We start from the raw sequence: 21,256 nt of genomic DNA, 5'->3' as shown, positions 1-21,256 counted from the left end.
GCGCCGCGCGAACAGGGGGGTTAAGGCAGGGCGTAGGCGATCACGTAGTCGCCACGGTCAGTGGACTGGCGTGCGCCACCGGCGGTGATGACGATGTACTGCTTGCCGGTTTTCGGCGATACGTAGGTCATCGGGCCGCCCTGGCTGCCGACGGGCAGGCGGGCCTTCCAGATTTCCTCGCCATTGCCGCTGTTGAAGGCGCGCAGGTAGAAGTCCTGGGTGCCGGCGATAAAGATCAGGCCGCCCTGGGTCGACAGGGTGCCGCCGAGGGTCGGCAGGCCGATCTTGATCGGCAGGTGCATGCGGATGCCGAGGGGGCCGGTGTCCTCGACGGTGCCGACCGGTACTTGCCAGGCGACTTTCTGGGTCTTCATGTCGATCGCAGTCAGGGTGCCGAACGGCGGCGCCTGGCACGGAATACCCGCCACCGACAGGAAGCGGTTTTTGTTCACCGCATACGGCGTGCCCTTGAGTGGCACGGCGCCCATGCCGGTATTCAGCGCTTCGCCACCCGACGCGGCCTGGGCCTTGTTCTGCGAGGGTATCATCTGGATCCACAGGCCCAGTCGCATATCGTTGACGAAGATAAAACCGTGCACCGGGTCGGTGGAAATGCTGCCCCAGTTCATGCCACCCAGCGAGCCCGGGAAACTCAGGGATTTATCGGTGCCCGGCGCGGTGTACAGGCCGTCGTAGCGCATGCCCTTGAAGTCGATGCGGCACAGCAACTGGTCAAACGGTGTGGCGCCCCACATGTCCGATTCGGTCAGGGTCTGCGCGCCGATCTGTGGCATGCCGACCGATTTTGGCTGGGTGGGCGAGTAGGGCTCGTCAGGGATGTTGGCGGCCTTGACCGGCACTTCCTTCACCTCGGTCAGCGGCTTGCCGGTGGCACGGTCGAGCACGTAGATCTGCCCGGCCTTGGTGCCGATCACCACTGCAGGCACAGCCTTGTCGCTGCCCGGCGGGGTGAAGTCGATCAGGCTCGGCTGCATCGGCAGGTCGAAGTCCCACAGGTCATTGTGGACGGTCTGGTACACCCATTTTTCCGTGCCGGTGGAGGCGTCCAGTGCCAGTACCGACGCGCCGTATTTGTGGTTGAGCTGGGTGCGTTCCACACCGTAGATGTCGGTGGACGAGCTGCCCATCGGCAAGAACACGGTGTTCATCAGCGGGTCATAGGACATTGGCGCCCAGCTGTTCGGCGTGCTGCGCACGTAGGTGCTACCGTCGGCCGGGGCTTTTTTGTCTTCCGGGTTGCCCGGGTCGAACGCCCAGCGCATCTGGCCGGTGATTACGTCGAAGCCACGGATCACGCCGCCGGGCATGTCGGTCTGCACGTTGTCGGCCACGCGGCCGCCGACCACCACGGTGGTGCCGGCGATCAGCGGTGCCGAGGACAGTTGGTAGTAGCTGTCCGGCACGTTGCCCAGGCCGGCTTTCAAATCCACCTGGCCGTGGGTGCCGAAGTCTTCGCAGAACTGGCCGGTGTCGGCGTCCACGGCGATCAGGCGTGCATCGATGGTGTTGGTCAGCAAGCGACGCTGGCACTGCGCACCGGCGGGCACGCTGGCGGCGATGATCGGTGAGCTGTTCGGTTGGGTAGGCTGGGCAATCGGCGCAGTGGCGTCGAAGTAGGCCATGCCACGGCAACGCTGCCACACCGCCGATTTGGCGTTGATCTCGTTCTTCCACAGCTCTTTGCCGGTGTCGGCGTCGAGGGCGATCAGGTTGTTGTGCGGCGTGCAGATGAACACTTTGTTGCCGATCTGCAGCGGGGTGAGCTGGTCTTCGGCACCGTTGCCGTCGCTGAGGGCGACGTCACCGGTGTGGTAGGTCCAGGCCACTTTGAGCTTATTGATATTGTCGCGATTGATTTGGTCCAGCGCGGCGAAGCGGCTGCCGCCTTCGGTGTTGCCGTAGTGCGCCCAGTCTTTCTGTGCGTCGGCCGCGGCCACCGGCGTGATGCCTGGGCCAGTGCCGGTGGGTGCCACGCTCGGGTGGGCGACAAACATGTTGCCCGCCGCCACGGCCACGCCCACCGCCAATACCGCCGCCACGCCATAGGCGCCACGTGCAGGCCGGTTGACCAGCAGCGGGTACAGCAGCGCTACCACCAGGCCGATCACCGTAAACATGAACAGGCGGGAGAACAGCGGCCAGAACACCAGCCCCACATCCGCCACCGCCCAGAGAGCCGTGCCGATCAGGAAGGCCGCGAACAGCCACGCGCCCGCCGGCTTGCGTCGGGCAATCAGCAAGCCGGAAACGGCCATGGCCGCACCGCCGATCAGGAAGTACCAGGAGCCTCCCAGGCTCACCAGTTTGCCGCCGCCAATGGCCAGCGCGAGGCCGAGCAGGGCGATGATCACGCCCAGGCCCAGCAGTAGGATTCTAGAGACGCCAGTGGCGCGCGATGCTCGTTTCATGTCGATAGAACTCGAATGTGAGAGGGCAAAGACGCGATTTTAGCAAGATAAGTAACTGGTTAGTACATTGGAGTCCTGCAATAGACTATTACAGGTGCTGCGATGATGGCATGTGGTCGAATGTCGCTCGAGGTGCGATGCGTCTCGCACCTGGCAGGCCGGCGTTTTAGTCGGATTTCTTGCCGCGCAGCTTTTTTTGCGGGGCCTCGGTGCTGGCAAGTGCGTCGCCGCCCAGGCTGCGGGTCAGTTCGACGGCGGCTTGCTGGAACAGCGGGTGCAGCGTCTGCGCCTGTTCGGCGGTCAGGCGGCTGGCGGGGCCGGACAGTACCAGTGCGCCGATCAGGTTTTCCCCTGGACCGAAGATGGGCAGGGCCATGGACGAGGCATGGGGGTCGGTGGCGCCATGGGAGAAAATCGGTTTGATCATTTTCGCGGCCAGCGCATAGGGTGTGCGCAACGCCTCGGCTCCGGCGGCGCCGTCCATGGGGCGAGTGTCCCCGGGTTGCAGGTGCAGGCGCAGATGGTGAGGGGAGTTCACGCGGTACAGGCACATCCGATAAGCGCCGTGGCGTACGTAGAAGGAAGCGGTTTCGCCGGTTTCCTGAGTCAGGCGGTGCAGCAGCGGAGTGATGTGGCGTTCAAGATCGAGGCCGTCCTGGTACACCGTGTTCAAGCGCATGATTTCGGTGGCCAGCTGATAGCGACCATCGGCCAGGCGGGTGATCAGGCCGTGATTCTCAAGCGAAACCATCAAACGCATGATGGTGCTTTTGATCAGTCCGGTGCGTGCGGCGAGTTCGGCCAGTTCCAGGGCGGTATCCCCCATGCGGAAGGCAGTCAGCACGGTGAGCACCCGATCAGCCGAGGCCACCCCGGTGACTGCGGGGCGTGGGCGGGTTTTTACCATGGGTTGCTCCTTGTGAGGGGGTGGGCGGGTAGGCTGCAAAATACTGCCATTGGTCGGCGCGGTCAAAGCGGTGGGGAGAAGGGCAGTCGAATCATCGTGCTGCCCCTCCCGCTTTTTCAGGTCGTGTTGGCAGGTTTGTTGAGTTGCGCCGTTTCGCTCATCTGCTTGCGCCCCATCAGCAAGACCATGATCGCACCAGCGGCACACAGCGCCGCCAGCGGCAGCAATGCAAGGGCGTAGCTGCCTGTGGCGTGATGAATGGTTCCATACACGTTGACCATGATGCCGCCGCCTATCAGGTTGGCCATCGCGCCTACGGCGGCCAGGCCAGCGGCTGCGGTGGAGGATGAAAGCCAGGTCGAGACCAGCGCCCAGAACGGTCCTTTCATGGAGTACGCACCGATCAGCACCATTGACAACATGAACACCGTGGCGACCAGCGAAGAGGTCACCAGCGCCAGCAGCAACCCGCCGGTGATCAGCAACAGGGTGAGTGCGGTATGCCAGCGGCGTTCACCGGTCTTGTCGGAGCTGCGGCCCCACACAATCATCAGGATGGACGCGAGCCCGTAGGGGATGGCGTTGACCATGCCGATTTCCAGGTTGTCCAGGCCAAACGTCTTGAGCAGTTGCGGCGCCCATACACTCATTGTGCTGCCGGCCGCCGATGCGCCGGAATAGATCAGTGCCAGCACCCAGATGTGCTTGTGGCGCAGTAGTTTCCACAGGGAGATATGACCGATGGCGGTCTTGCGGTTGCGCTCTTCGTCGAGGCGGCGAGTGAGCCAGTGGCGCTGCTCGTGGTTCAGCCATTTGGCTTGTTCCGGGCGATCAGTCAGCACGAACAGGCAGGCGATGCCCAGCAGTACAGCGGGAATGCCTTCGATGATGAACAGCCAGTGCCAGCCACGCATGCCGAACCAGCCGTCCAGGCTCAACAACAAGCCGGACAGTGGTGAGCCGATGAAGTTGGCGCCGGGAATCGCCACCATGAAAATCGCGACCATGCGCCCACGGTATGCCGCTGGCAGCCAGTAAGTGAGGTACAGCAGCACGCCCGGGAAGAATCCTGCCTCGGCCGCGCCCAGCAGGAAGCGCATCACATACAGCGAGTTGGCGCCGGTGACAAACGCTGTGCCGGCGGAAATCAGGCCCCAGGTAATCATGATCCGCGCAATCCACACCCGTGCGCCGAAGCGCTGCAAGGCCAGGTTGCTCGGCACTTCCACCAGGAAGTACGAGACAAAGAACAGGCTGCTGGCAAAGCCGAAGATCGCCGGGGTCAGCCCCAGGTCCTGGTTCATTTGCAGCGAGGCCATGCCGATGTTGCCGCGGTCGATGATCGCCAGCAGGTAGCAAAGGATCAGGAACGGCAGCAGTCGCCACGCCACCTTGCGCATGGTTGAGCGCTCGATGGCGCTGATGTCGGTAGAACTGATAGGCATGACTCTCTCCCGTATTGTTTTTTTTGGAGATGCGTGATGAGCCCGCATGTAACCGGCGGGAGATGTCAGTGTGCGTAGAGGTGGCGGTTGACCACAGCACGCGGCGGCGGCGCGATGCCGTCCCAGAAATCGATGATTTGTTGCAGGGCCAGCAGGCCCACTCGGTCCCGTGCTTCGGCGGTATTGGCCCCCACATGCGGTGTGGCTACCAGGGTAGGCAGGCCCCATAGCGCCGAATCGGCGGGAGGGGGTTCGGGGTTGAACGTGTCGAGTCCGGCGCCGGCAATCTGCCCGGTGCTCAGGGCGTGGACCAAGGCTTCGGTGTCGATCAGTTCACCGCGCGCCGTATTGATCAGGAGGCTGCCGGGGCGCATGCGCTTGAACTGCGCCGCGCCAAACAGGTTGCGGTTATGTTCGGTCAGTGGGCAATGCAGGCTGATGATATCGCAGCTTGTCAGCAGGTCATCAATGTCGTCGACGCGCTCCACATTCGGCAGTTCCGGCAAGTACGGGTCGAACACTTTGATGGTCATGCGCAGCGGCGCCACCAGTTCCATCAGGATCCGTCCGATGCTTCCCAGGCCCACCAGGCCCAGGGTCTTGCCGGACAGTTCGATGCCCACTGAAGTGGCTTTGTCCCAATGCCCGTCACGCATCCGTGCGTCGAGCAGGGCGGTCTGGCGCGCCACGCTGAACATCAATGCCAAGGCGTGTTCGGCCACCGATTGCGCGTTGGCGCCCAGGGCGATAGTCACCGGGATCTGGCGTTCGGCGGCGGCGGCGATGTCGATGCTGTCGTAGCCGACGCCGTGCTTGGCGATGATCTTCAGTGCGGCCGATGCGTTGATCATCTCCCGGGTCAGTTGGCCCTGGCGCACGATGATTGCGTCCGGTTGTTCGCGGGCAATGATCGCGATGAGTTCATCGGCCGGTGCGTAGGGGGTGGTAGGGATGACGCGCACGCCGTGGGAGGCGGCGTGGGTCATGGCGTCGGCGGTCAATTCCGGGCCGGTCAGCAGGAGGGTTCGGGTCATTTCTGTGCACCTTGGTGTTTTTGTCGGTGTGCGGTAGTGACTGGAAATTATCATAATGAAACGGCGTTGCAATAAATAATTTTTTATCGTCGCTTCAAAATCGGCCAAATACAGTACCCAACCTTGCCAGGTAGGGTTTTCTGCTGGTTTTTCAGGAGTGGTACCGCTGGTCATTTGATGCCTAGGTTGGGCTTGAGTCTTGTTGATTTGAATTTGTGGTGTTAATTTCGAAATGGTGTTTCAAAACAAACAAAAATCATCAGAGGAATACCCCATGTCCATCGGATTCAGAGTGCTCAAGCAGCAACGCAAGGTCGCCGTTGAGTGGGTCGAGCGTTACCGGAGCGTGCCTGTCGCCAATATCAGCGACTCCATGCACCGCCTTACCGCCGGCGGCGCAAGCCTGCAACCGATGCATCGCACGGGCGTATTGGTCGGGCCGGCGCTCACCGTAAAGGCGCGGCCGGGGGATAACCTGATGCTGCATCACGCGCTGGACATCGCCGAGCCCGGCGACGTGATCGTGGTGGATGCCGGCGGTGACCTGAGCAACGCGCTGATTGGCGAGATGATGGTGGCTTATGCGATCAAGAAAGGTGTGGCGGGTATTGTGATCAACGGCGCGATTCGCGACGCAGCCAGCATCGGCACCGGGGATTTCCCGGTGTTCGCCGCCGGTATCACCCATCGCGGCCCTTACAAGGACGGACCTGGCGAGGTGAATGTGCCGATTGCCCTGGCCGGTATGGTGATCGAACCGGGCGATCTGGTGATCGGTGATGAAGATGGATTGCTCTGCGTGCCGTTCGAGCAGGTCGGTGAGGTGTATGATCGCGCCAGTGCCAAACATGCCGCCGAACAGAAGCAGTTGGAACAGATTGCACTGGGCGAAAACGACCGCTCCTGGGTCCTTGAATCCCTGAAACAAAAGGGCTGTGAGTTTATTTGAATCCTGCGTCTACCTCCCGATGGCCCCCGCCCATCCGCGCGCTGCGCCATCGCAATTTCCAGATCTACTTTGTCGGTCAGGGTCTCTCGACCCTGGGCAAGTGGGTGCAACAGGTCGCGCTGTCATGGCTGGCCTACCACCTGACGGGCTCGGCCGTACTGCTGGGGGCCATTGCGTTTTTGACGCTGTTGCCGCAGCTGTTGGTCGGGCCGCTGGCGGGCGCCTGGTCCGACCGCCACGACAAGCGTCGCCTGTTGATGGCGGTGCAGGCCGCCCTGGCCCTGCAATCGCTGGCCCTGGCCGTGCTGACCTGGCAGCAGTGGATGGGCCGTGAGGTGATCATCGCCATGGCGCTTCTGCTGGGTTTGCTCAACGCCCTGGAAACGCCTCTGCGCCAGGCCTTGATCGCCAGCTTCGTCGATGACCCCAACGACCTGCCCAATGCCCTCGTGCTCAATGCAATGCTGATCAACGCCGCGCGCTTTATCGGCCCACCGCTGGCCGGTTTGCTGATCAACTGGAGCGGTGAGGCCGGTTGCTTCCTTCTCACCGCTATCGCCTTCGGTATGTTGCTGATCGGGCTGGGCAAGGTGCAGAGTCGTGCGCCCGTGCGGGCAAAGGGGTCGACCGGGGAGATTTTCCGCGAAGGCCTGCGCTACCTGTGGGGCACACTGTCCATTCGGCGCTTGCTGATCAGTGTGGTGATGGTGAATCTGCTCGCCTCCTGCTACACGGTGCTGCTGCCGATTCTGGCCAAGCACACGTTCAGCGGCGACGCGCAGACCCTGGGCTGGCTATGGGGCGCTGCGGGCGCGGGGGCTTTTGTGGCCACGATCTTTCTCGCTTTCGCTGGCAGCACCTCGCGATTGGGCCGCATCATCGCCATGGGCGCGGTGGTCTGTGCGGTTTCGTTATGCGCGGTGGCGGCCGACCCACCGCTGTGGCTCACGCTGGTTGCGCTGGCGGGGTTGGGCTTTGGCATCACGGCGAGCAATGTCAGCAGCAACATGACTCTACAAAGCGCCGCGCCCGAAGCGTTGCGGGGCAGGGTGATCGCGTTCTATATCGCCATGCGCTTCGGCTTTGAAGCCATCGGCGGGTTAGTTGCAGGCTTGTTGGCGGCGGCGCTGAGTGTGCAATGGACACTGCTGCTGGCGGGCGGTTTACTGGGGCTTTATCAGTTGGCGAGTTGGCGGATCAGCCGCGCGCGCGGGTGAGAACACCCCCGCACGGCCCACGGCTTGACCCGGCATGCTAGCTCGGTTGCTGTTCCAGAAATGCCGCCACACAGGCCATGCACGCTTCTCGTTCTTCCACGTGGGGCATATGACTGGACGCCTCGAATATCTGCCACTGCACGTTGGCGATTCCGTCGGCGAATGGCTGCACCGTTGCGGGGGTGGCTTCATCGTAGCGACCGGAAATCAACAGCGTCGGCACCTGGATGCGAGGCAAGCGATCAATGATCGTCCAATCGCGCATGCTGCCGATCACGTGGAATTCGGTGGGGCCGTTCATGGCGTGGTAGACCGTGGGGTCCGCATCGATGGCAGCGAAGGTGCGCGCCACTTCGGCGGGCATCGGCTGGATGCGGCATACATGGCGCGCATAGAACACGTCCGATGCTGCGCGGTACTCGGCGCTGGAGGTGGTGCCTGCTGCTTCGTGGCGTTGCAGCGTCGCCTGCACATCCGCAGGGAGTGCCTGGCGTAGCTCATTCGCGGCCTCGGACCACAGCGCCATGGACGCCGGTGAGTTGGCGATGATCAGTGCCTTGAGGCCGACCGGCTGGCGTACCGCATGCTCGGCCCCCAGAATGCCGCCCCAGGATTGGCCGAGCAGCGCGTAATCACGGATACCCAGATGAGCGATCAGGTTGTTCAGTTCGGCGAGAAACAGGTCCACCACCCAGTATTCGCGGGGCGCATCCGGCAGATGGGTCGAGCGGCCATTGCCGAGCTGGTCGTAGTGCACCACCGCCCGACCGGTGGCGGCCAGGTCCTTGAAGCTGTCGACGTAGTCGTGGGTGCAACCGGGGCCGCCGTGGGCAACGATCAGGGGCAGGCGCCCCGAGTCCGGATCGCCCGTGACCCGGAACCATGTCCGGTGCCCACGGAACTCGGCATAACCTTCGCGAACCTGCATGCTGTGTACCTCCTGGGGATCAATAAGGTACAGGCTAGTCAAAGCGTGCCGTCAGGGGCACTGGCAAAAGTTATAGGTTCTCAGATCTCCACCAGCCGGTAATGCAGGCCACGGACCACCGCTTCCACGCGGTTGCGCGCGCCCAGTTTGCGCGCCGCACCCACCAGGTGCAGGTTGACCGTGGCCTGGGACCGGTTGAGGGTGGCGGCGATGCCCTTGGCCGTAAGCCCCTTGGCCGAATGTTGCAGGCACTCGCGTTCGCGGCGGGTGAGGTGGATGTGGGTGCAGCAGCGTTCGGCCGGCGCCAGCAACTCGCTGGCCCTGGACTGGAAGGCATGGGCCAGTACCAGCATCTCGCCCAGGTTGTGCTGGGCTTGTCGTTCGGCGCCGTCGGGCGTGCCGTCGACAATGGCGGTCAGTGTGGCAAAGCCGCCATCGGGCAAGTGCAGCGGCACGGTCAGTCCGGTGCTCAAGCCATAGTCGCGAATATAGTGAGCCACCGGGCGATGGGCGTCGGTGAGGGCGCCGTTCCAGTGCGTGTCCGCGCTGAATGACCAGACAAATGGCGTAGTCCGGCGGGCTGCGCATTGCTGCACCGGGTCGATCTGGTAATAGCCGCGCTCACACCACAACGTGTGCATGTCGGTCGGGGCATTCAGGGTCTTGAACACCGACGGGGTGATCAGCGCCCCCTCGTGGCTCACCGGCACGGGGGCGTAATCGTAGATCAGCGTCTTGAAACCCAGTTGGTCGGTGGCGGCCTGAACCTCGGCCAGGCACGCGTCCAGCGTCGTGGTGTGGGCGAGTTGCTCGCTGAATCGCATCAGGTCGGTGTGCATGGCGCCTCCGGGCGTTGGGTTGCGCGGTTTTCCAAGCAAACAATCTGCCAAGGCCAAAACCTAGTATTTTTCAGGATACAGCTGCCGGCCTGTAACGCCCTAGAGTGAAGCTTCTGTCCAACCCTTGCGGAGCGTCATCATGATCGATCCTTCCACCCCCGGTGACAGCGCGGAGCTTGCGCGTTTCGGATATACCCAACAACTCAAGCGCCAGCTGAGCCTGGGCGACCTGCTGATCTACGGCATGGTGTTCATGGTGCCGCTGGCGCCATTCTCCATCTTTGGTGGGGTGTTCGACGCCAGCCACGGCATGGTGCCGCTGACGTACCTGATCGGCTTCGTCGCCATGCTGTTCACTGCGATCAGCTACCAGCAGATGTCCCATGCGTTTCCGGTCGCCGGTTCGGTGTATGCCTATGTGGGGCGTGGGCTGAACAGCCAGCTGGGGTTTCTTGCGGGCTGGGCGATCCTGCTCGATTATCTGCTGGTGCCGACGTTGCTGTATGTGATCGGTGCCAATGCCATGGCCAATGTGATCCCCTCGGTGCCTCAGCCATTGTGGATCGTGTTTTTCGTGGTACTGAACACTCTGGTGAACCTGCGCGGTATCCAGACCACTGCGCGCGCCAATCGCTTGTTCCTTTATGGGCAACTGGTGGTGCTGGTGGTGTTTGTGGTGCTGGCCAGTATCGCGATCAGCAACGGCGTGAATGGTGCCAGTTGGACCCTGAAGCCACTGTACAACCCGGCTGAGTTTTCCCTGCCGCTGATCTTCAGCGCATTGTCGGTGGCGGTCCTGTCGTTCCTGGGCTTCGATGCGATCTCCACGCTGTCGGAGGAGACCCGTGGCGGTAGCCGGGCGGTGGGGCGTGCGACCTTGTGGGCACTGGCCCTGGTAGCGGCATTGGTCATGGTGCAAACCTGGTTGGCCGCGCTGTTGCAGCCCAACCTGGTGCAGTACCCGGATGCCGATGCGTCGAACAACGCGTTCTACGAAATCGGCCGCCTGGTGGCAGGCCCGTGGTTGCAAGTGGTGATCGCCCTGGCCGTGGCCATCGGCGCCGCCATCGCCAATTCCCTGGTGGCCCAGGCCGCCACCTCGCGCCTGCTGTTTGCCATGGCCCGCGATCGCCAACTGCCGCAGTTTCTCAGCCAGGTGCACCCGGTCACCGGCGTGCCGCAGCGCGCCACCCTATTGGTCGCGGGCTTGAGCCTGGTGCTGGGCTTGTTCTTCGTGGGGCAGATCAACCTGCTGGCGTCGATGTGCAACTTTGGTGCGCTGAGTGCGTTCTTGCTGCTTCATGTCGCCGTGGCCTGGCACTACCGCGGCGCCGGTCGTCGGTTGGTGCATGGGCTGGTGCCATTGATCGGCTTTGTGATCATCAGCTATGTGCTGGTCAACTCTGATATCTATGCCAAGGTCGGCGGCATGTGCTGGCTTGCGCTGGGGATTGTCGTGTTGGTGTTCTTCAAGGCCACCGGGCGCTCCACGGAGCTTCAGGTGGGGTGACCGATCCTGTGGAGCCGGCAAGCCGGCCCCTGCGGAGGATGGATCAGAACTTGAAGCGTCCCACCAACCCTTTGAGCTGCCCGGAAATATCCGTCAGCCGACCTGACCCGGTCTGCGCCGAATGGGCAAACCCCTCGACCAGTTGCGCATCGGCATGGATCTGCGCGATGTGCCGGTTGATCTCTTCGGCCACCTGGTGCTGTTCTTCGGCGGCGGTGGCGATCTGGGTGTTCTGGTCGCGGATCGAGTCCACCGAGCCACGGATCTTGTCGAAGCTGTCGCGGGCCTGCTGGATGCGCTCCACGCTGGTGTGGGACACCAGCAGGCTGCCTTGCATCTGCTGCGTCACTTCCTGGGTGCGACGGGCGAGGTTGCCGAGCAGGCTGTCGATCTCGCCGGTGGAGTCGGCGGTGCGACGGGCGAGGGCGCGGACTTCGTCGGCGACCACCGCAAAGCCACGGCCCTGGTCACCGGCACGGGCGGCCTCGATGGCCGCGTTGAGCGCCAGCAGGTTGGTCTGTTCGGCAATCGAGCGGATGGTGTCGAGGATGGTGTTGATGTTTTTGCTGTCCTGCTCCAACTGCTGCATGGTCTGGGTCGAGCGTTGCAGGTCTTCGCTGAGCTGAAGCACGCTGCCGGTGGCTTCGCCGATGTGCTGCTGGCCGTCGTGCACATCGCGGTAGCCTTCGTCGGCACTGGTGGCGGCGGCACTGCAGGAGCGCGCGACTTCGTTGGCGGTGGCCACCATTTCGTTGAACGCTGTGCTTACCAGTTCCACCGCTTCACGCTGGCGACCGGCGGCCTGGTTCATGTTGTGCGCGACTTCGCTGGTGTCGGCGGCGGCGGTTTGCAGGTCGGACGAGGCGTTGCCGATGCGCTGCACCAACTGGGCGATCATGCTCAGGAACTGGTTGAACCAGCCGGCCAGGCTGGCGGTTTCGTCCTTGCCTTGCACCTTGAGCTGGCGGGTCAGGTCGCCTTCACCTTCGGCGATCTCTTGCAGGCCGTCGGCCACGCCGCGAATCGGACGTACGATCACGCTGGCGAAACTGGCGCCGACAATCGCGAAGACCACGGCCAGCGCGGCGGCAATCGCCGCGATCAACCAGGTAAGGCGGGTCGCGCCGGCCATCACTTCGTCGCGCTTGATCAGGCCGATAAAGCGCCAGCCCAGGTCTTTGGAGCTGACCATGTTGGCCATGTACGCCACGCCATCAATATCGATCTGGCTCACGCCGTCGCCGCGCTTGGCCAGCTCGGCGTAGTTGGGGCCCAGATCGGCCAGGGGCTTGAAATTGTGCTTGGCGTCGCTGGGGTCGACCAGCACGTTGCCGTTGCCTTCCACCAGCATCAGGTAGCCGCTGTCGCCGAGCTTGATGTTGCGCACCAACTCGGTGAGCTGCTTGAGCGACACGTCCAGGCCGACCACGCCGAGGATCTTGCCGGCGGCGTCGGTGACGGTGTGCACGGTGCCGATCAGCGTCACGTCGTCCGGCGCCCAATAGTAGGCCCCGGTGCGCACGGTTTTACCCGGCGCGGCGATGGCGGCCTGGTACCAGGGGCGTACGCGCGGGTCATAGTTGTTCAGCTTGGTGTCGTCGGGCCAGCTGGCGTAGCCGCCGTCGGCGAGGCCCAGGGACAGGTAGGCGGTGCTCGGATGGCTCTTGGCGAACTGGTCGAAAATCTCCAGCAGCGCTGTGTTGGTGGGGGTGAGGGGGATTTGCGCGGCATCGGCGCCGGCGTAGCTCTTGAGGTCCTTGGCCGCGACAACGCGCGGGTCCTTGGCCACATACTCGACGTTCTGGCTGATGCCGTCGAAGAACTGCTTCATGCCATTGTCGATCTGGCGGATCTCGCGGCCGCTGCTGTCGAGGAAATTGGCCTGGGCCCCCTCGCGCAGATTCAGTACAACCAATACAGCGACCAAAATAACCGGGACGCACGCGATGGCGGCAAACGCCCAGGTCAGCTTTTGCTTGATATTCATGACTTCACCCGCGGGTATTTATAATTTTGGCAAGGAGAAAACAGTAGCGTCGAGCGTCGCATGTGTTGTTTTAAGGGGTGTGGCCCATGCGTACCCTCTGTATATCGACTGCGCGGGCACGCACTTGAGGGCTGAGGGAGGGTTTAACCGATGCGCTCGCCACCCAGCGCATCACGCTGCATCGACTGCAGGTTTTTTTCGATGGTTTCGCAGATGGTGTCCATCTGGATCTGGTGTTCGCTGGAGTTGAACGGGCTTTGCAGGTCGGTGCCGATGCGCTCGATGGCCAGCAGCATGAACCCCACCACCGTCGAGGCCAGCGGGGTGAACCAACCCAGGGACTCCACCAGGCCCACCGGCACGATCAGGCAGAACAGCGAGATAAACAGCCGCGGGAAGTACACGTAAGGGTAGGGCAGCGGGGTGTTGGCGATCCGCTCCATGCCGCCCTGGGCGTTGGACAGGTCCACCAGGGTCGACTCCAGCCGCGCCAGACGGATGCTGTCGAGGTGACCGACCTTGTACTCCCGGGCCAATAACGCCGCCGAGCCGGTAAGGATATCGTTGGCAAAGTTGTTGGTGGCGCCGTTGCGCGCAAACTCGTCACCAGGGATAAACGCGCGGACTTCTTCGGGGCACGGCTGGCCCTTGAGGTGCGCGGCCAGGCAATTCACATAGGCCACATGACGACGCAGCAGGGTGGCCTTGACCGGGTTCACTTCGTCGTCGGGGTCGTCCAGCAGGGTCAGTACCTGGCGCGCAAAACTACGCGAGTTGTTGACCATCGCGCCCCACAGTGTGCGGGCTTCCCACCAGCGGTTGTAGGCACTGCTGTTACGGAAACTGATCAGCACCACCAGCGCCGAACCCAGCAGGGTCAGAGGCATCAGCGGCAGATTGATCTTGTAGGTGAGAAACAGCATGAAGTCCACGGTGACGGCGACGTCCCACAGCAGCAGCCAGAACAGCGCCCAGCCAACGTAGCCCATGGTCTTGATGATCAGGCGGTACTTTTTGAGGATGGCGGCTTTCAAACGGAGACCTCGCGGTGAGTGGCAGGCAACGGTGCCTTAGCTCGGACGCGGGTCGCGGTGAAAGGTTCGCCCCAGGGCCTGAATCGTTTAAGTAGCGCTCACCGGCTCCCGTGAGAGTCGTCGCAATTCTTCCAGTGCCGCCAGGATTCAATGGCATCGGCGAACAGGTCGATTGAACAGTTTCATCACAACGCTTGGATATATTTAAAAGCAGCGAAGCACCGCAGCTGTCATGGGCGTGTATGAGTGGGTTGTTTTAGGGACGCCAATACGTTTTGGAACAATTTTGGTAGCGATGATGTCTGTCGGGTTAATCGCGATACATTGCGCTCGAGGCAAAACGCCATCACTGGTGGTGTTTACGACGTGAGTTGTTGTGAGACCTGGTTGCAGAAGTGCTGCGCCATCGATCAGTGAATTCCAGTAGGTTGATCAGGGCTCTTTCTCATGTGCGTCAGTTCGTTGAAGTGGGCGTTGGATCATTCCGCGCGGGTGTTGGAACGTCACGGGGAATTTGAATGCAGTATTCGCGCGCACTACGCCATTCTGCTGGGTCCCTATTCAAAACGACCGTTTTTCTACAAGACAGCGCTGAAGTTCAACCGTTTGATGGTGTCTTTCACGCTGCTGAGTGAATATTTCTCCAAGCCCGCGCCATTGTTGTCCGACGTGAAAGCGTTCTGCGTGGCTCGCGGCTTCTGTTCCAGGAACAGCCTGGAGTCGATCTTCCTGCTGTTCCGGGCACTGGGGTTCATGAAGGTCGCCGGCCACCCTGACGACAGCCGTTTCCGAGTGTTCAGCCCATCGGCCCAAGCCTGCCATGAAGTCAGGTCGATGCTCAATTCCGTGGTGCAGCCGCTGGGACCAATGTGCCCCAGTGAAGCGCAGGTCCAGCGGATGAGTGAGTTGGACGACCGAGCCTTCCTGGCACTTTATTTCAAAGGTTTTGCCACCCTTCTTTCAAATAAGCTGACCATCGATGTATTGCTGCCTGAATGTGACTGGCTGGTTAACCGCGATGCCGGACATATGCTGATGTTGGCGATTTATAACGATGCCTGTTCCTTGGACTGTCAGGGCGCAAGTTTCAGGACGTCCTCTTATCTTTCACTGGCGACGCAACTTTCAGTGTCCAAGACCCATGTGATTCGTCTGGTTCAGGAGGGTGTTGAAAAAGGTTGCTTTAAAGTGCATTCCAAGACGCAGTTGGAAGTATTGCCGCCCTTTGTAAAGTTGGTGCGCCGTTTCATGGCGTATTCATTTGCAATCACCCTGCAGAGTCTCGAATTGGGCCAAGCCAGCAAAATATAGGCAACTTATGCGCAGGGAGTGTTGAGATGCCGGCTGACTTAAAGCTCAGGCCAAGGATGCAGAGGTTATTGTCGCCCGCTGTTGCCCAGGCGGAATGGATAGGCCTGATTGTCTGGTGGTGGGTGCTCTTGGTGGATCCGGTGCTGGAGTTCGGGTGGTACACCGTGCTCATTACCGTGTGTTTGACAGCGTTGTGTCGATTTCACCGGCGGTTGACCAATTTCCTGGCCTGGCGGGCGTTCGGTGTGGTCTATATGGCGGTGTTGGCCGGCGGCTTTGCGTTGGTGATGCAGACCGATCAGGCGTTGCAGGTATTTGCTCTACCGCTGGCGGTGATTCTGGTGCTGAGCAGTGCCTTGCTCTTTATCGCAGTCCAGGATTTCTTGATAGGCGCTGCATTGATCTGGTCGATGCTGTGGCCAGCTGTTCATATGTCGATCTACGTCGGGGTTGAGGTTTACCTGGTGATGTTCTGCCTGGCGTCGGTGTCGATCGGCTTTATCCTGAATTATTCATACGTGAAGAACCTGCGCTCTGTGTTGCTGGTCGAGAGTGAGTTCCGGGAACTGGCAGAAACGGATTACTTGACCTCCATCCTGAACCGCAGGGCGTTTATCGAACGTTTCGCCAAGGTGATCGCCGAGGGGCAGTGCGGCTATTTCATGATGCTGGATATTGATAGCTTCAAGTTGAAAAACGACCAGTTTGGCCATGATGTCGGTGACAAGATTCTCTGTGCGATGGCGCACTGCCTGAAAGCCACGCCGGGCAGCGACAGCTTCGGCAGGATCGGGGGAGAGGAGTTCGGCGTGTTGCTGGTGGGGGATGACCCTGGGGCGGCCACTGATTTTGCTGCGCGGCTGCTGCAAGCGATTCGTGGCAGTGTCCCGCCGCCCCATCACTACACGTGCAGCGCGGGTATGACGCATTTCTCGGTGGGTGCCGATATGTCAGTGGTACTCAAGTGCGCCGACCGCAACCTGTATGCCGCCAAGCACAATGGCAAGGACTGTGTGTATCTGGATGGCGAGCCATTGACCGCTTCCAGATGAAACGGACAGACGGGCCTCAGTGCTGGGCCAGAATGCTCGCGAGCAAGCCGGGGAAGCGGCTTTCCAGGTCGTCCGCGCGCAATGCATTCATGTGCGTGGTCCCCACGCTTCGGGTCTGCACCAGCCCGGCGTCGCGCAACACCCGAAAGTGATGGGACATGCTCGACTTCGGTCGCCCACCGTCCAATTCGCCGCAGGTAGCCTCGGGCACGCCGGCCAGGCAGCGCACGATTTCCAGGCGCACCGGATCACTCAGGGCGTATAGCACGCGCTCAAGGGTCAGGTCTTGCAGGGGAGGGTGTTTGAAGGCTCGCATGAAACGAATCATAACAGGGGGCTATCGTTGAATACCATAGTTCGATTACCATCGAACTATCGAATCAACCACCTGCTCACTGGAGTCGCCCCATGGCCGCATTGTTCGAACCGTTCCAACTAAAAGATGTCACCCTGCGTAATCGCATCGCTATCCCGCCGATGTGCCAATACATGGCCGATGACGGCATCGTCAACGACTGGCACCTCGTGCACCTGGCCAGCATGGCCCGTGGCGGTGCTGGCCTGGTGGTGGTCGAAGCCACTGCCGTCGCGCCGGAAGGTCGGATCACCCCAGGCTGCGCGGGGCTTTGGAGTGATGCGCATGCCGAGGCGTTCGTGCCGATGGTCCAGGCGATCAAGGCCGCCGGTTCCGTGCCGGGCATCCAGATCGGCCACGCCGGCCGCAAGGCCAGCGCCAACCGCCCGTGGGAAGGGGACGACCATATCGCCGCCTCCGACGCCCGCCGTTGGGAAACCATCGCACCCTCGGCCATCGCCTTCGGTGCCAACCTGCCACAGGTGCCTCGCGCCATGACCCTGGACGACATCGCCCGGGTGCGCCAGGACTTCGTCGATGCCGCCCGCCGTGCCCGCGACGCCGGTTTTGAATGGATCGAGCTGCACTTCGCCCACGGCTACCTGGGCCAGAGCTTCTTCTCCGAGCACTCCAACCAGCGCACCGACGCCTACGGCGGCAGCTTCGACAACCGCAGTCGTTTCCTCCTGGAAACCCTGGCTGCCGTGCGCGAAGTCTGGCCGGAAAACCTGCCGCTCACCGCACGTTTCGGTGTGATCGAGTACGACGGTCGCGACGAGCAGACCCTCACCGAGTCCATCGAACTGGCCCGCCGTTTCAAGGCCGGTGGCCTGGACCTGCTGAGCGTCAGCGTCGGTTTCACCATCCCCGACACCAACATCCCGTGGGGGCCTGCGTTCCTGGGGCCGATTGCCGAGCGCGTGCGTCGCGAAGCCGGTATCCCGGTGACTTCGGCCTGGGGCTTCGGCACCCCGCAACTGGCCGAAGGCGCGTTGCAGGCCGGGCACCTGGACCTGGTGTCGGTAGGGCGTGCGCATCTGGCCGACCCGCATTGGGCGTACTTCGCGGCCAAGGAACTGGGTGTCGAGAAGTCCTCGTGGACCTTGCCAGCGCCCTACGCGCATTGGTTGGAACGTTATCGCTGAGGTCACGCGTCAACGATGAGCCACTCGATTGAGTGGCTTTTTTTTGCCTGCGTCAGCGCTGATACACAGTCGATGCGCGAAAAATAGCGAATGAGAATAGATGTCAACCGCGAATCACTTGATATACCATCCCTCGCGAATTCTTGGCAGGTCTGCCGTCCCATCTGGCTCATTCACTAGGTTCCACACCCATGCGTCGTACCCTGATTTCCCTCTGCGTGCTTCAGGCGTTTTCCTCGTTCACCTGGGCAGAGGTTGCTGCTACCGAGAAAGCCAGCCTTGAGTTGCAAGCGACCAATGTCACCGGCGAGGCGGATTACGAGACCGCCCAAGGGCCGGTGCAGGGCTACCACGCCACACGTTCAGCCAGTGCGACGCGCACCGACACCTCGATCCATGAAACCCCGCAGTCCATCAGCGTGGTGTCCAGGGCGGTGGTCGAAGACATCGGCGCCACGCGCCTGCAAGACGCCCTGGACTACGCTGGCGGTGTCGGCCGCGCCAACAACTTCGGCGGGCAGGGCCTCACCACCTTCACCGTGCGCGGCTTTACCACTGGCGAGTTCTACCGCAACGGTTTCCCGATCAACCGTGGCTACCCGAACATGCCGGACGCCAACACCATCGAACGCCTGGAAGTGCTGCGCGGCCCGGCGACCATGCTCTATGGCCGTGGCGATCCCGGCGGCACCTTCAACGTGGTGACCAAGCAACCGTTGGCCGAACGCACGGTCACCCTCGGCAGCCAATTGAATGACCAGGGCATGAAGCGCGGCACCCTGGATGCCTCCGGCCCGTTGGACGAGGAGGGTCGCCTGGCCTATCGCCTGAACGTGGTGGGCGAGGGCGGCGACACCTTCCGCGACCATGTGGAGACCGAGCGCTACGGCGTCACCCCGGTGCTCACCTGGCAGGCCAGCGACGACACCAAGGTGATCTTCGAAGGCGACTTCATGCGCAACAATCACCCGCTGGATCGCGGGCTGACACGCTTTGCCACTCAGAAAGGCACGGCGTCCCGCGATACCTTCTGGGGCGACAAAGACGTCGGCAAGCTGCACAACGACAACAGCATGGCCCAGTTGCGTTTCGAGCATCTGCTCAATGACAACTGGACCCTGGGCGGTGGTTTTCAATGGCTCGACGGCACCCTGCAAGGCAACGCCATCGAAGCCAACGGTCTGGCCGCTGACGGTCGCACCCTGGGTCGCAACTTCAACTACCGCAAGCTGGAGTGGACCGACAAGGACACCCAACTCAACCTCACCGGGCATTTCTCCGCCGGCGGTTTTGACCACACCCTGCTCACCGGCGTCGAGTTCGAAGACTACGACTACAAGTCGATCATCCAGCGCTCCAGCGGCGCGGTGGGTGCCTATCCCATCGACATCTTCAACCCGGTCTACGGCCAACCACGCCCGACGCTCACGCGCACGCCGACCCACGACAAGGAAAACCTCAAGACTTACGCCGCCTTCGTCCAGGACCAAGTGGCCCTGACCGAGCGCCTGAAATTACTCGCCGGCGCACGCTTCGAGCGCTTCGAGCACGACTACCACACCTATGTGCCAGGCGGTAAAAGCTGGGAGGCCAGCGATAACGCGGTCACCCCGCGCGTAGGCGTGACCTACGACCTCACCGACACCGTCGCGGTGTACGCCGACGCCGCTCGCTCGTTCAAGCCGAATACAGGTGCCAGCCGTCAGGGGGGTGGGTTTGAGCCGGAGAAGGGCAAGTCCTACGAAATGGGCATCAAATGGGAAGCGCTGGATCGTCAACTGAGCGTCGATGCTGCGGTTTACCAGATCGAGAAGAAAAACGTGCTCACCACCGACCCCCTGGACTCGACCTTCAGTGTCGCCGCCGGCCAGGTGCGCAGCCGCGGCTTTGACCTCAACGTGGCCGGCAACCTCACCCCTGAATGGCGCGTGATCGGCGGCTACGCCTACGTCGACGCCGAAGTCACCAAAGACAACACCATCCGCGTCGGCTCACCCCTGGCCAACATCCCGCGCAACAGCTTCAGCCTGCTCAATGTCTACGAATTCCAGGACGGTCGCCTCAAGGGGCTCGGGCTAGGCGCGGGCGCCAAATACGTCGATGAACGGGTTGGCCAGACCTCCAACACCGCCTTCTCGATGGACGCCTACACCGTGGTCGACCTGCTGGGCTACTACAAGGTCAACGACAAAGTCCGCCTGAACCTGGATGTGAAGAACCTGTTCAACCGTGATTTCGAGGAAGGCGCGTTCGGCAACTTCTACGCCTACCCAGGCGCGCCACGCACGGTGCAGGTGGGCATCGTCTACACCCTCTAATGCCTAGCACAGTTTCAATGTGGGAGAGGGCAAGCCCCCTCCCACATTTGGTTCTGTGTACCCCTTGAAGTCAGAGCGGCGTAAGCACGTTCATCACCGTATCCAACGCCACCCGCGTGTCATCCAGCTGCACCAGCGATGCATGCCGGGCGCCGAGGGCGTCGCGGTTCTGGATCGCGGTGAGGATCGCCTTGTGCCGGGGCAGGCTCAGGCCCTGGATGTCCGGGCGGCGGTTGGTGATGTTGATCGACTCGCGCAACGGCAGCGACAGCATGTTGCACATGTAGGCGAGCAGGTCGTTGCGGGTGGCATCGGCGATGGCGCGGTGGAAGTCCAGGTCGGCCTGCAGCAGTTGTTCGTGGGTCTGTGCGGTTTCCATGCCCAGGTAGGCTTTTTCGATGGTGGCGATGTCTTCATCGGTAGCCGTGGTCGCGGCCATGGCGGCGATCTCCGGCTCGAGGATGCGTCGCACACCGGCCAGGGTGTTGAAGAACTCACTGTGGGGCGTGGACTGCATCAACCAGGACAACACGTCCGGGTCGAGCAGGTGCCACTTCAATCGCGGCCGCACCACCGCGCCCACCCGTGGCTTGGAATACACCAGGCCCTTGGCGCTGAGCACCCGCGTGGCTTCGCGCAACACCGAGCGGCTGACCTGGTACTCCTCGCAGAGCGTGGCCTCCATAGGCAGGCGTTCTTCCGGCTTGAAGCGGCCGGAAACGATGTGCATGCCCAAGTCCTGAACGATCTGGGCATGCTGGCTCTTGCGCGGCTTGGGCGGCTGGTGATCCATGAC

General features: G+C 62.1%; 16 protein-coding genes and 2 pseudogenes. 7 read left to right on the top strand and 11 right to left on the bottom strand.

What is annotated here, in order from left to right; genetic code table 11:
- Positions 1–20 precede the first annotated feature (20 nt).
- From BM017_RS15840 to BM017_RS15825, 4 genes are all read right to left on the bottom strand, one after another.
- A complete protein-coding gene (locus BM017_RS15840) occupies positions 21–2,429 on the bottom strand; it encodes a glucose/quinate/shikimate family membrane-bound PQQ-dependent dehydrogenase (protein WP_092246060.1) in 2,409 nt (802 codons plus the stop codon).
- A gap of 166 nt (positions 2,430–2,595) precedes the next feature.
- Complete coding sequence (locus BM017_RS15835; protein ID WP_071491474.1) at positions 2,596–3,336, bottom strand: IclR family transcriptional regulator; 741 nt, start codon at positions 3,334–3,336, stop codon at positions 2,596–2,598.
- A gap of 116 nt (positions 3,337–3,452) precedes the next feature.
- Complete coding sequence (locus BM017_RS15830) at positions 3,453–4,781, bottom strand: MFS transporter (protein WP_092246057.1); 1,329 nt, start codon at positions 4,779–4,781, stop codon at positions 3,453–3,455.
- A gap of 65 nt (positions 4,782–4,846) precedes the next feature.
- On the bottom strand, positions 4,847–5,815 hold the full coding sequence (locus BM017_RS15825; RefSeq protein WP_071491472.1) for a hydroxyacid dehydrogenase: 969 nt from the start codon (positions 5,813–5,815) through the stop codon (positions 4,847–4,849).
- A 274-nt stretch (positions 5,816–6,089) separates the two neighbouring features.
- Here BM017_RS15825 and BM017_RS15820 point away from each other — a divergent pair, with 274 nt between their 5' ends.
- Together BM017_RS15820 and BM017_RS15815 are read left to right on the top strand one after the other, a co-directional pair.
- Positions 6,090–6,764, top strand: coding sequence for an RraA family protein (locus BM017_RS15820; protein ID WP_071491471.1), 675 nt, complete (start codon positions 6,090–6,092; stop codon positions 6,762–6,764).
- Positions 6,761–7,981 (top strand): MFS transporter, encoded by a 1,221-nt coding sequence (locus tag BM017_RS15815; RefSeq protein WP_092246054.1) that lies wholly within the window; start codon positions 6,761–6,763, stop codon positions 7,979–7,981. The genes BM017_RS15820 and BM017_RS15815 overlap by 4 nt, the downstream gene beginning before the upstream one ends.
- A gap of 37 nt (positions 7,982–8,018) precedes the next feature.
- Here BM017_RS15815 and BM017_RS15810 read toward each other — a convergent pair whose 3' ends face one another.
- Positions 8,019–8,909, bottom strand: a complete 891-nt coding sequence (locus BM017_RS15810; RefSeq protein ID WP_092246050.1) for a proline iminopeptidase-family hydrolase — start codon at positions 8,907–8,909, stop codon at positions 8,019–8,021.
- Positions 8,910–8,989: 80 nt separating this feature from the next.
- The gene (locus BM017_RS15805) at positions 8,990–9,748 is read right to left on the bottom strand and encodes a helix-turn-helix transcriptional regulator (RefSeq protein ID WP_071491469.1); all 759 of its coding nucleotides are present in this window, start codon (positions 9,746–9,748) and stop codon (positions 8,990–8,992) included.
- 139 nt (positions 9,749–9,887) lie between these two features.
- Here BM017_RS15805 and BM017_RS15800 point away from each other — a divergent pair, with 139 nt between their 5' ends.
- Positions 9,888–11,258 (top strand): APC family permease, encoded by a 1,371-nt coding sequence (locus BM017_RS15800; protein WP_092246047.1) that lies wholly within the window; start codon positions 9,888–9,890, stop codon positions 11,256–11,258.
- Positions 11,259–11,301: 43 nt separating this feature from the next.
- On the opposite strand, the pseudogene BM017_RS29650 reads toward BM017_RS15800, so the two are convergent.
- The 3 genes and pseudogenes from BM017_RS29650 to BM017_RS15790 all read right to left on the bottom strand — a co-directional run.
- A pseudogene (locus BM017_RS29650) lies at positions 11,302–11,844 on the bottom strand (methyl-accepting chemotaxis protein); the annotation flags it as partial.
- A gap of 321 nt (positions 11,845–12,165) precedes the next feature.
- Positions 12,166–13,245 (bottom strand): annotated as a pseudogene (locus BM017_RS29645) (cache domain-containing protein); the annotation flags it as partial.
- Between the two features lie 143 nt (positions 13,246–13,388).
- Positions 13,389–14,279: a bestrophin family protein gene (locus BM017_RS15790; protein WP_092246044.1), complete on the bottom strand. Its 891-nt coding sequence runs from the start codon at positions 14,277–14,279 to the stop codon at positions 13,389–13,391.
- A gap of 447 nt (positions 14,280–14,726) precedes the next feature.
- Here BM017_RS15790 and BM017_RS15785 point away from each other — a divergent pair, with 447 nt between their 5' ends.
- Both BM017_RS15785 and BM017_RS15780 read left to right on the top strand, forming a co-directional pair.
- Complete coding sequence (locus BM017_RS15785) at positions 14,727–15,590, top strand: hypothetical protein (RefSeq protein ID WP_092246041.1); 864 nt, start codon at positions 14,727–14,729, stop codon at positions 15,588–15,590.
- Between the two features lie 26 nt (positions 15,591–15,616).
- On the top strand, positions 15,617–16,642 hold the full coding sequence (locus BM017_RS15780; protein WP_092246038.1) for a GGDEF domain-containing protein: 1,026 nt from the start codon (positions 15,617–15,619) through the stop codon (positions 16,640–16,642).
- 16 nt (positions 16,643–16,658) lie between these two features.
- Here the strand turns inward: BM017_RS15780 and BM017_RS15775 are convergent, their stop codons facing one another.
- Positions 16,659–16,958 carry an ArsR/SmtB family transcription factor gene (locus BM017_RS15775; RefSeq protein WP_170856087.1) on the bottom strand — a complete coding sequence of 100 codons (300 nt, stop codon included), beginning with the start codon at positions 16,956–16,958 and terminating at the stop codon, positions 16,659–16,661.
- A gap of 92 nt (positions 16,959–17,050) precedes the next feature.
- Between BM017_RS15775 and BM017_RS15770 the strand changes: the two genes are divergently transcribed.
- Both BM017_RS15770 and BM017_RS15765 read left to right on the top strand, forming a co-directional pair.
- Positions 17,051–18,142: an NADH:flavin oxidoreductase/NADH oxidase gene (locus tag BM017_RS15770; RefSeq protein WP_092246033.1), complete on the top strand. Its 1,092-nt coding sequence runs from the start codon at positions 17,051–17,053 to the stop codon at positions 18,140–18,142.
- Positions 18,143–18,333: 191 nt separating this feature from the next.
- A complete protein-coding gene (locus BM017_RS15765) occupies positions 18,334–20,460 on the top strand; it encodes a TonB-dependent siderophore receptor (protein ID WP_092246030.1) in 2,127 nt (708 codons plus the stop codon).
- 70 nt (positions 20,461–20,530) lie between these two features.
- On the opposite strand, the gene BM017_RS15760 is transcribed toward BM017_RS15765, so the two are convergent.
- Positions 20,531–21,253, bottom strand: coding sequence for a FadR/GntR family transcriptional regulator (locus BM017_RS15760; RefSeq protein WP_071494877.1), 723 nt, complete (start codon positions 21,251–21,253; stop codon positions 20,531–20,533).
- Between the last annotated feature and the right edge of the window lie 3 nt (positions 21,254–21,256).

Origin of the sequence: Pseudomonas sp. NFPP04, from assembly GCF_900113815.1 — a bacterium.
Taxonomy (GTDB): Bacteria; Pseudomonadota; Gammaproteobacteria; order Pseudomonadales; family Pseudomonadaceae; genus Aquipseudomonas; species Aquipseudomonas extremorientalis.
Note: the sequence above shows the minus strand (reverse complement) of the source record. Positions and strands in the feature narration are given on the sequence as shown.

Coding starts and splice junctions, on each gene's coding strand:
- BM017_RS15840 (WP_092246060.1), bottom strand. CDS start 2,429: ATGAAACGAGCATCGCGCGCCACTGGCGTCTCTAGAATCCTACTGCTG.
- BM017_RS15835 (WP_071491474.1), bottom strand. CDS start 3,336: ATGGTAAAAACCCGCCCACGCCCCGCAGTCACCGGGGTGGCCTCGGCT.
- BM017_RS15830 (WP_092246057.1), bottom strand. CDS start 4,781: ATGCCTATCAGTTCTACCGACATCAGCGCCATCGAGCGCTCAACCATG.
- BM017_RS15825 (WP_071491472.1), bottom strand. CDS start 5,815: ATGACCCGAACCCTCCTGCTGACCGGCCCGGAATTGACCGCCGACGCC.
- BM017_RS15820 (WP_071491471.1), top strand. CDS start 6,090: ATGTCCATCGGATTCAGAGTGCTCAAGCAGCAACGCAAGGTCGCCGTT.
- BM017_RS15810 (WP_092246050.1), bottom strand. CDS start 8,909: ATGCAGGTTCGCGAAGGTTATGCCGAGTTCCGTGGGCACCGGACATGG.
- BM017_RS15805 (WP_071491469.1), bottom strand. CDS start 9,748: ATGCACACCGACCTGATGCGATTCAGCGAGCAACTCGCCCACACCACG.
- BM017_RS15800 (WP_092246047.1), top strand. CDS start 9,888: ATGATCGATCCTTCCACCCCCGGTGACAGCGCGGAGCTTGCGCGTTTC.
- BM017_RS15785 (WP_092246041.1), top strand. CDS start 14,727: ATGTGCGTCAGTTCGTTGAAGTGGGCGTTGGATCATTCCGCGCGGGTG.
- BM017_RS15780 (WP_092246038.1), top strand. CDS start 15,617: ATGCCGGCTGACTTAAAGCTCAGGCCAAGGATGCAGAGGTTATTGTCG.
- BM017_RS15775 (WP_170856087.1), bottom strand. CDS start 16,958: ATGCGAGCCTTCAAACACCCTCCCCTGCAAGACCTGACCCTTGAGCGC.
- BM017_RS15770 (WP_092246033.1), top strand. CDS start 17,051: ATGGCCGCATTGTTCGAACCGTTCCAACTAAAAGATGTCACCCTGCGT.
- BM017_RS15765 (WP_092246030.1), top strand. CDS start 18,334: ATGCGTCGTACCCTGATTTCCCTCTGCGTGCTTCAGGCGTTTTCCTCG.
- BM017_RS15760 (WP_071494877.1), bottom strand. CDS start 21,253: ATGGATCACCAGCCGCCCAAGCCGCGCAAGAGCCAGCATGCCCAGATC.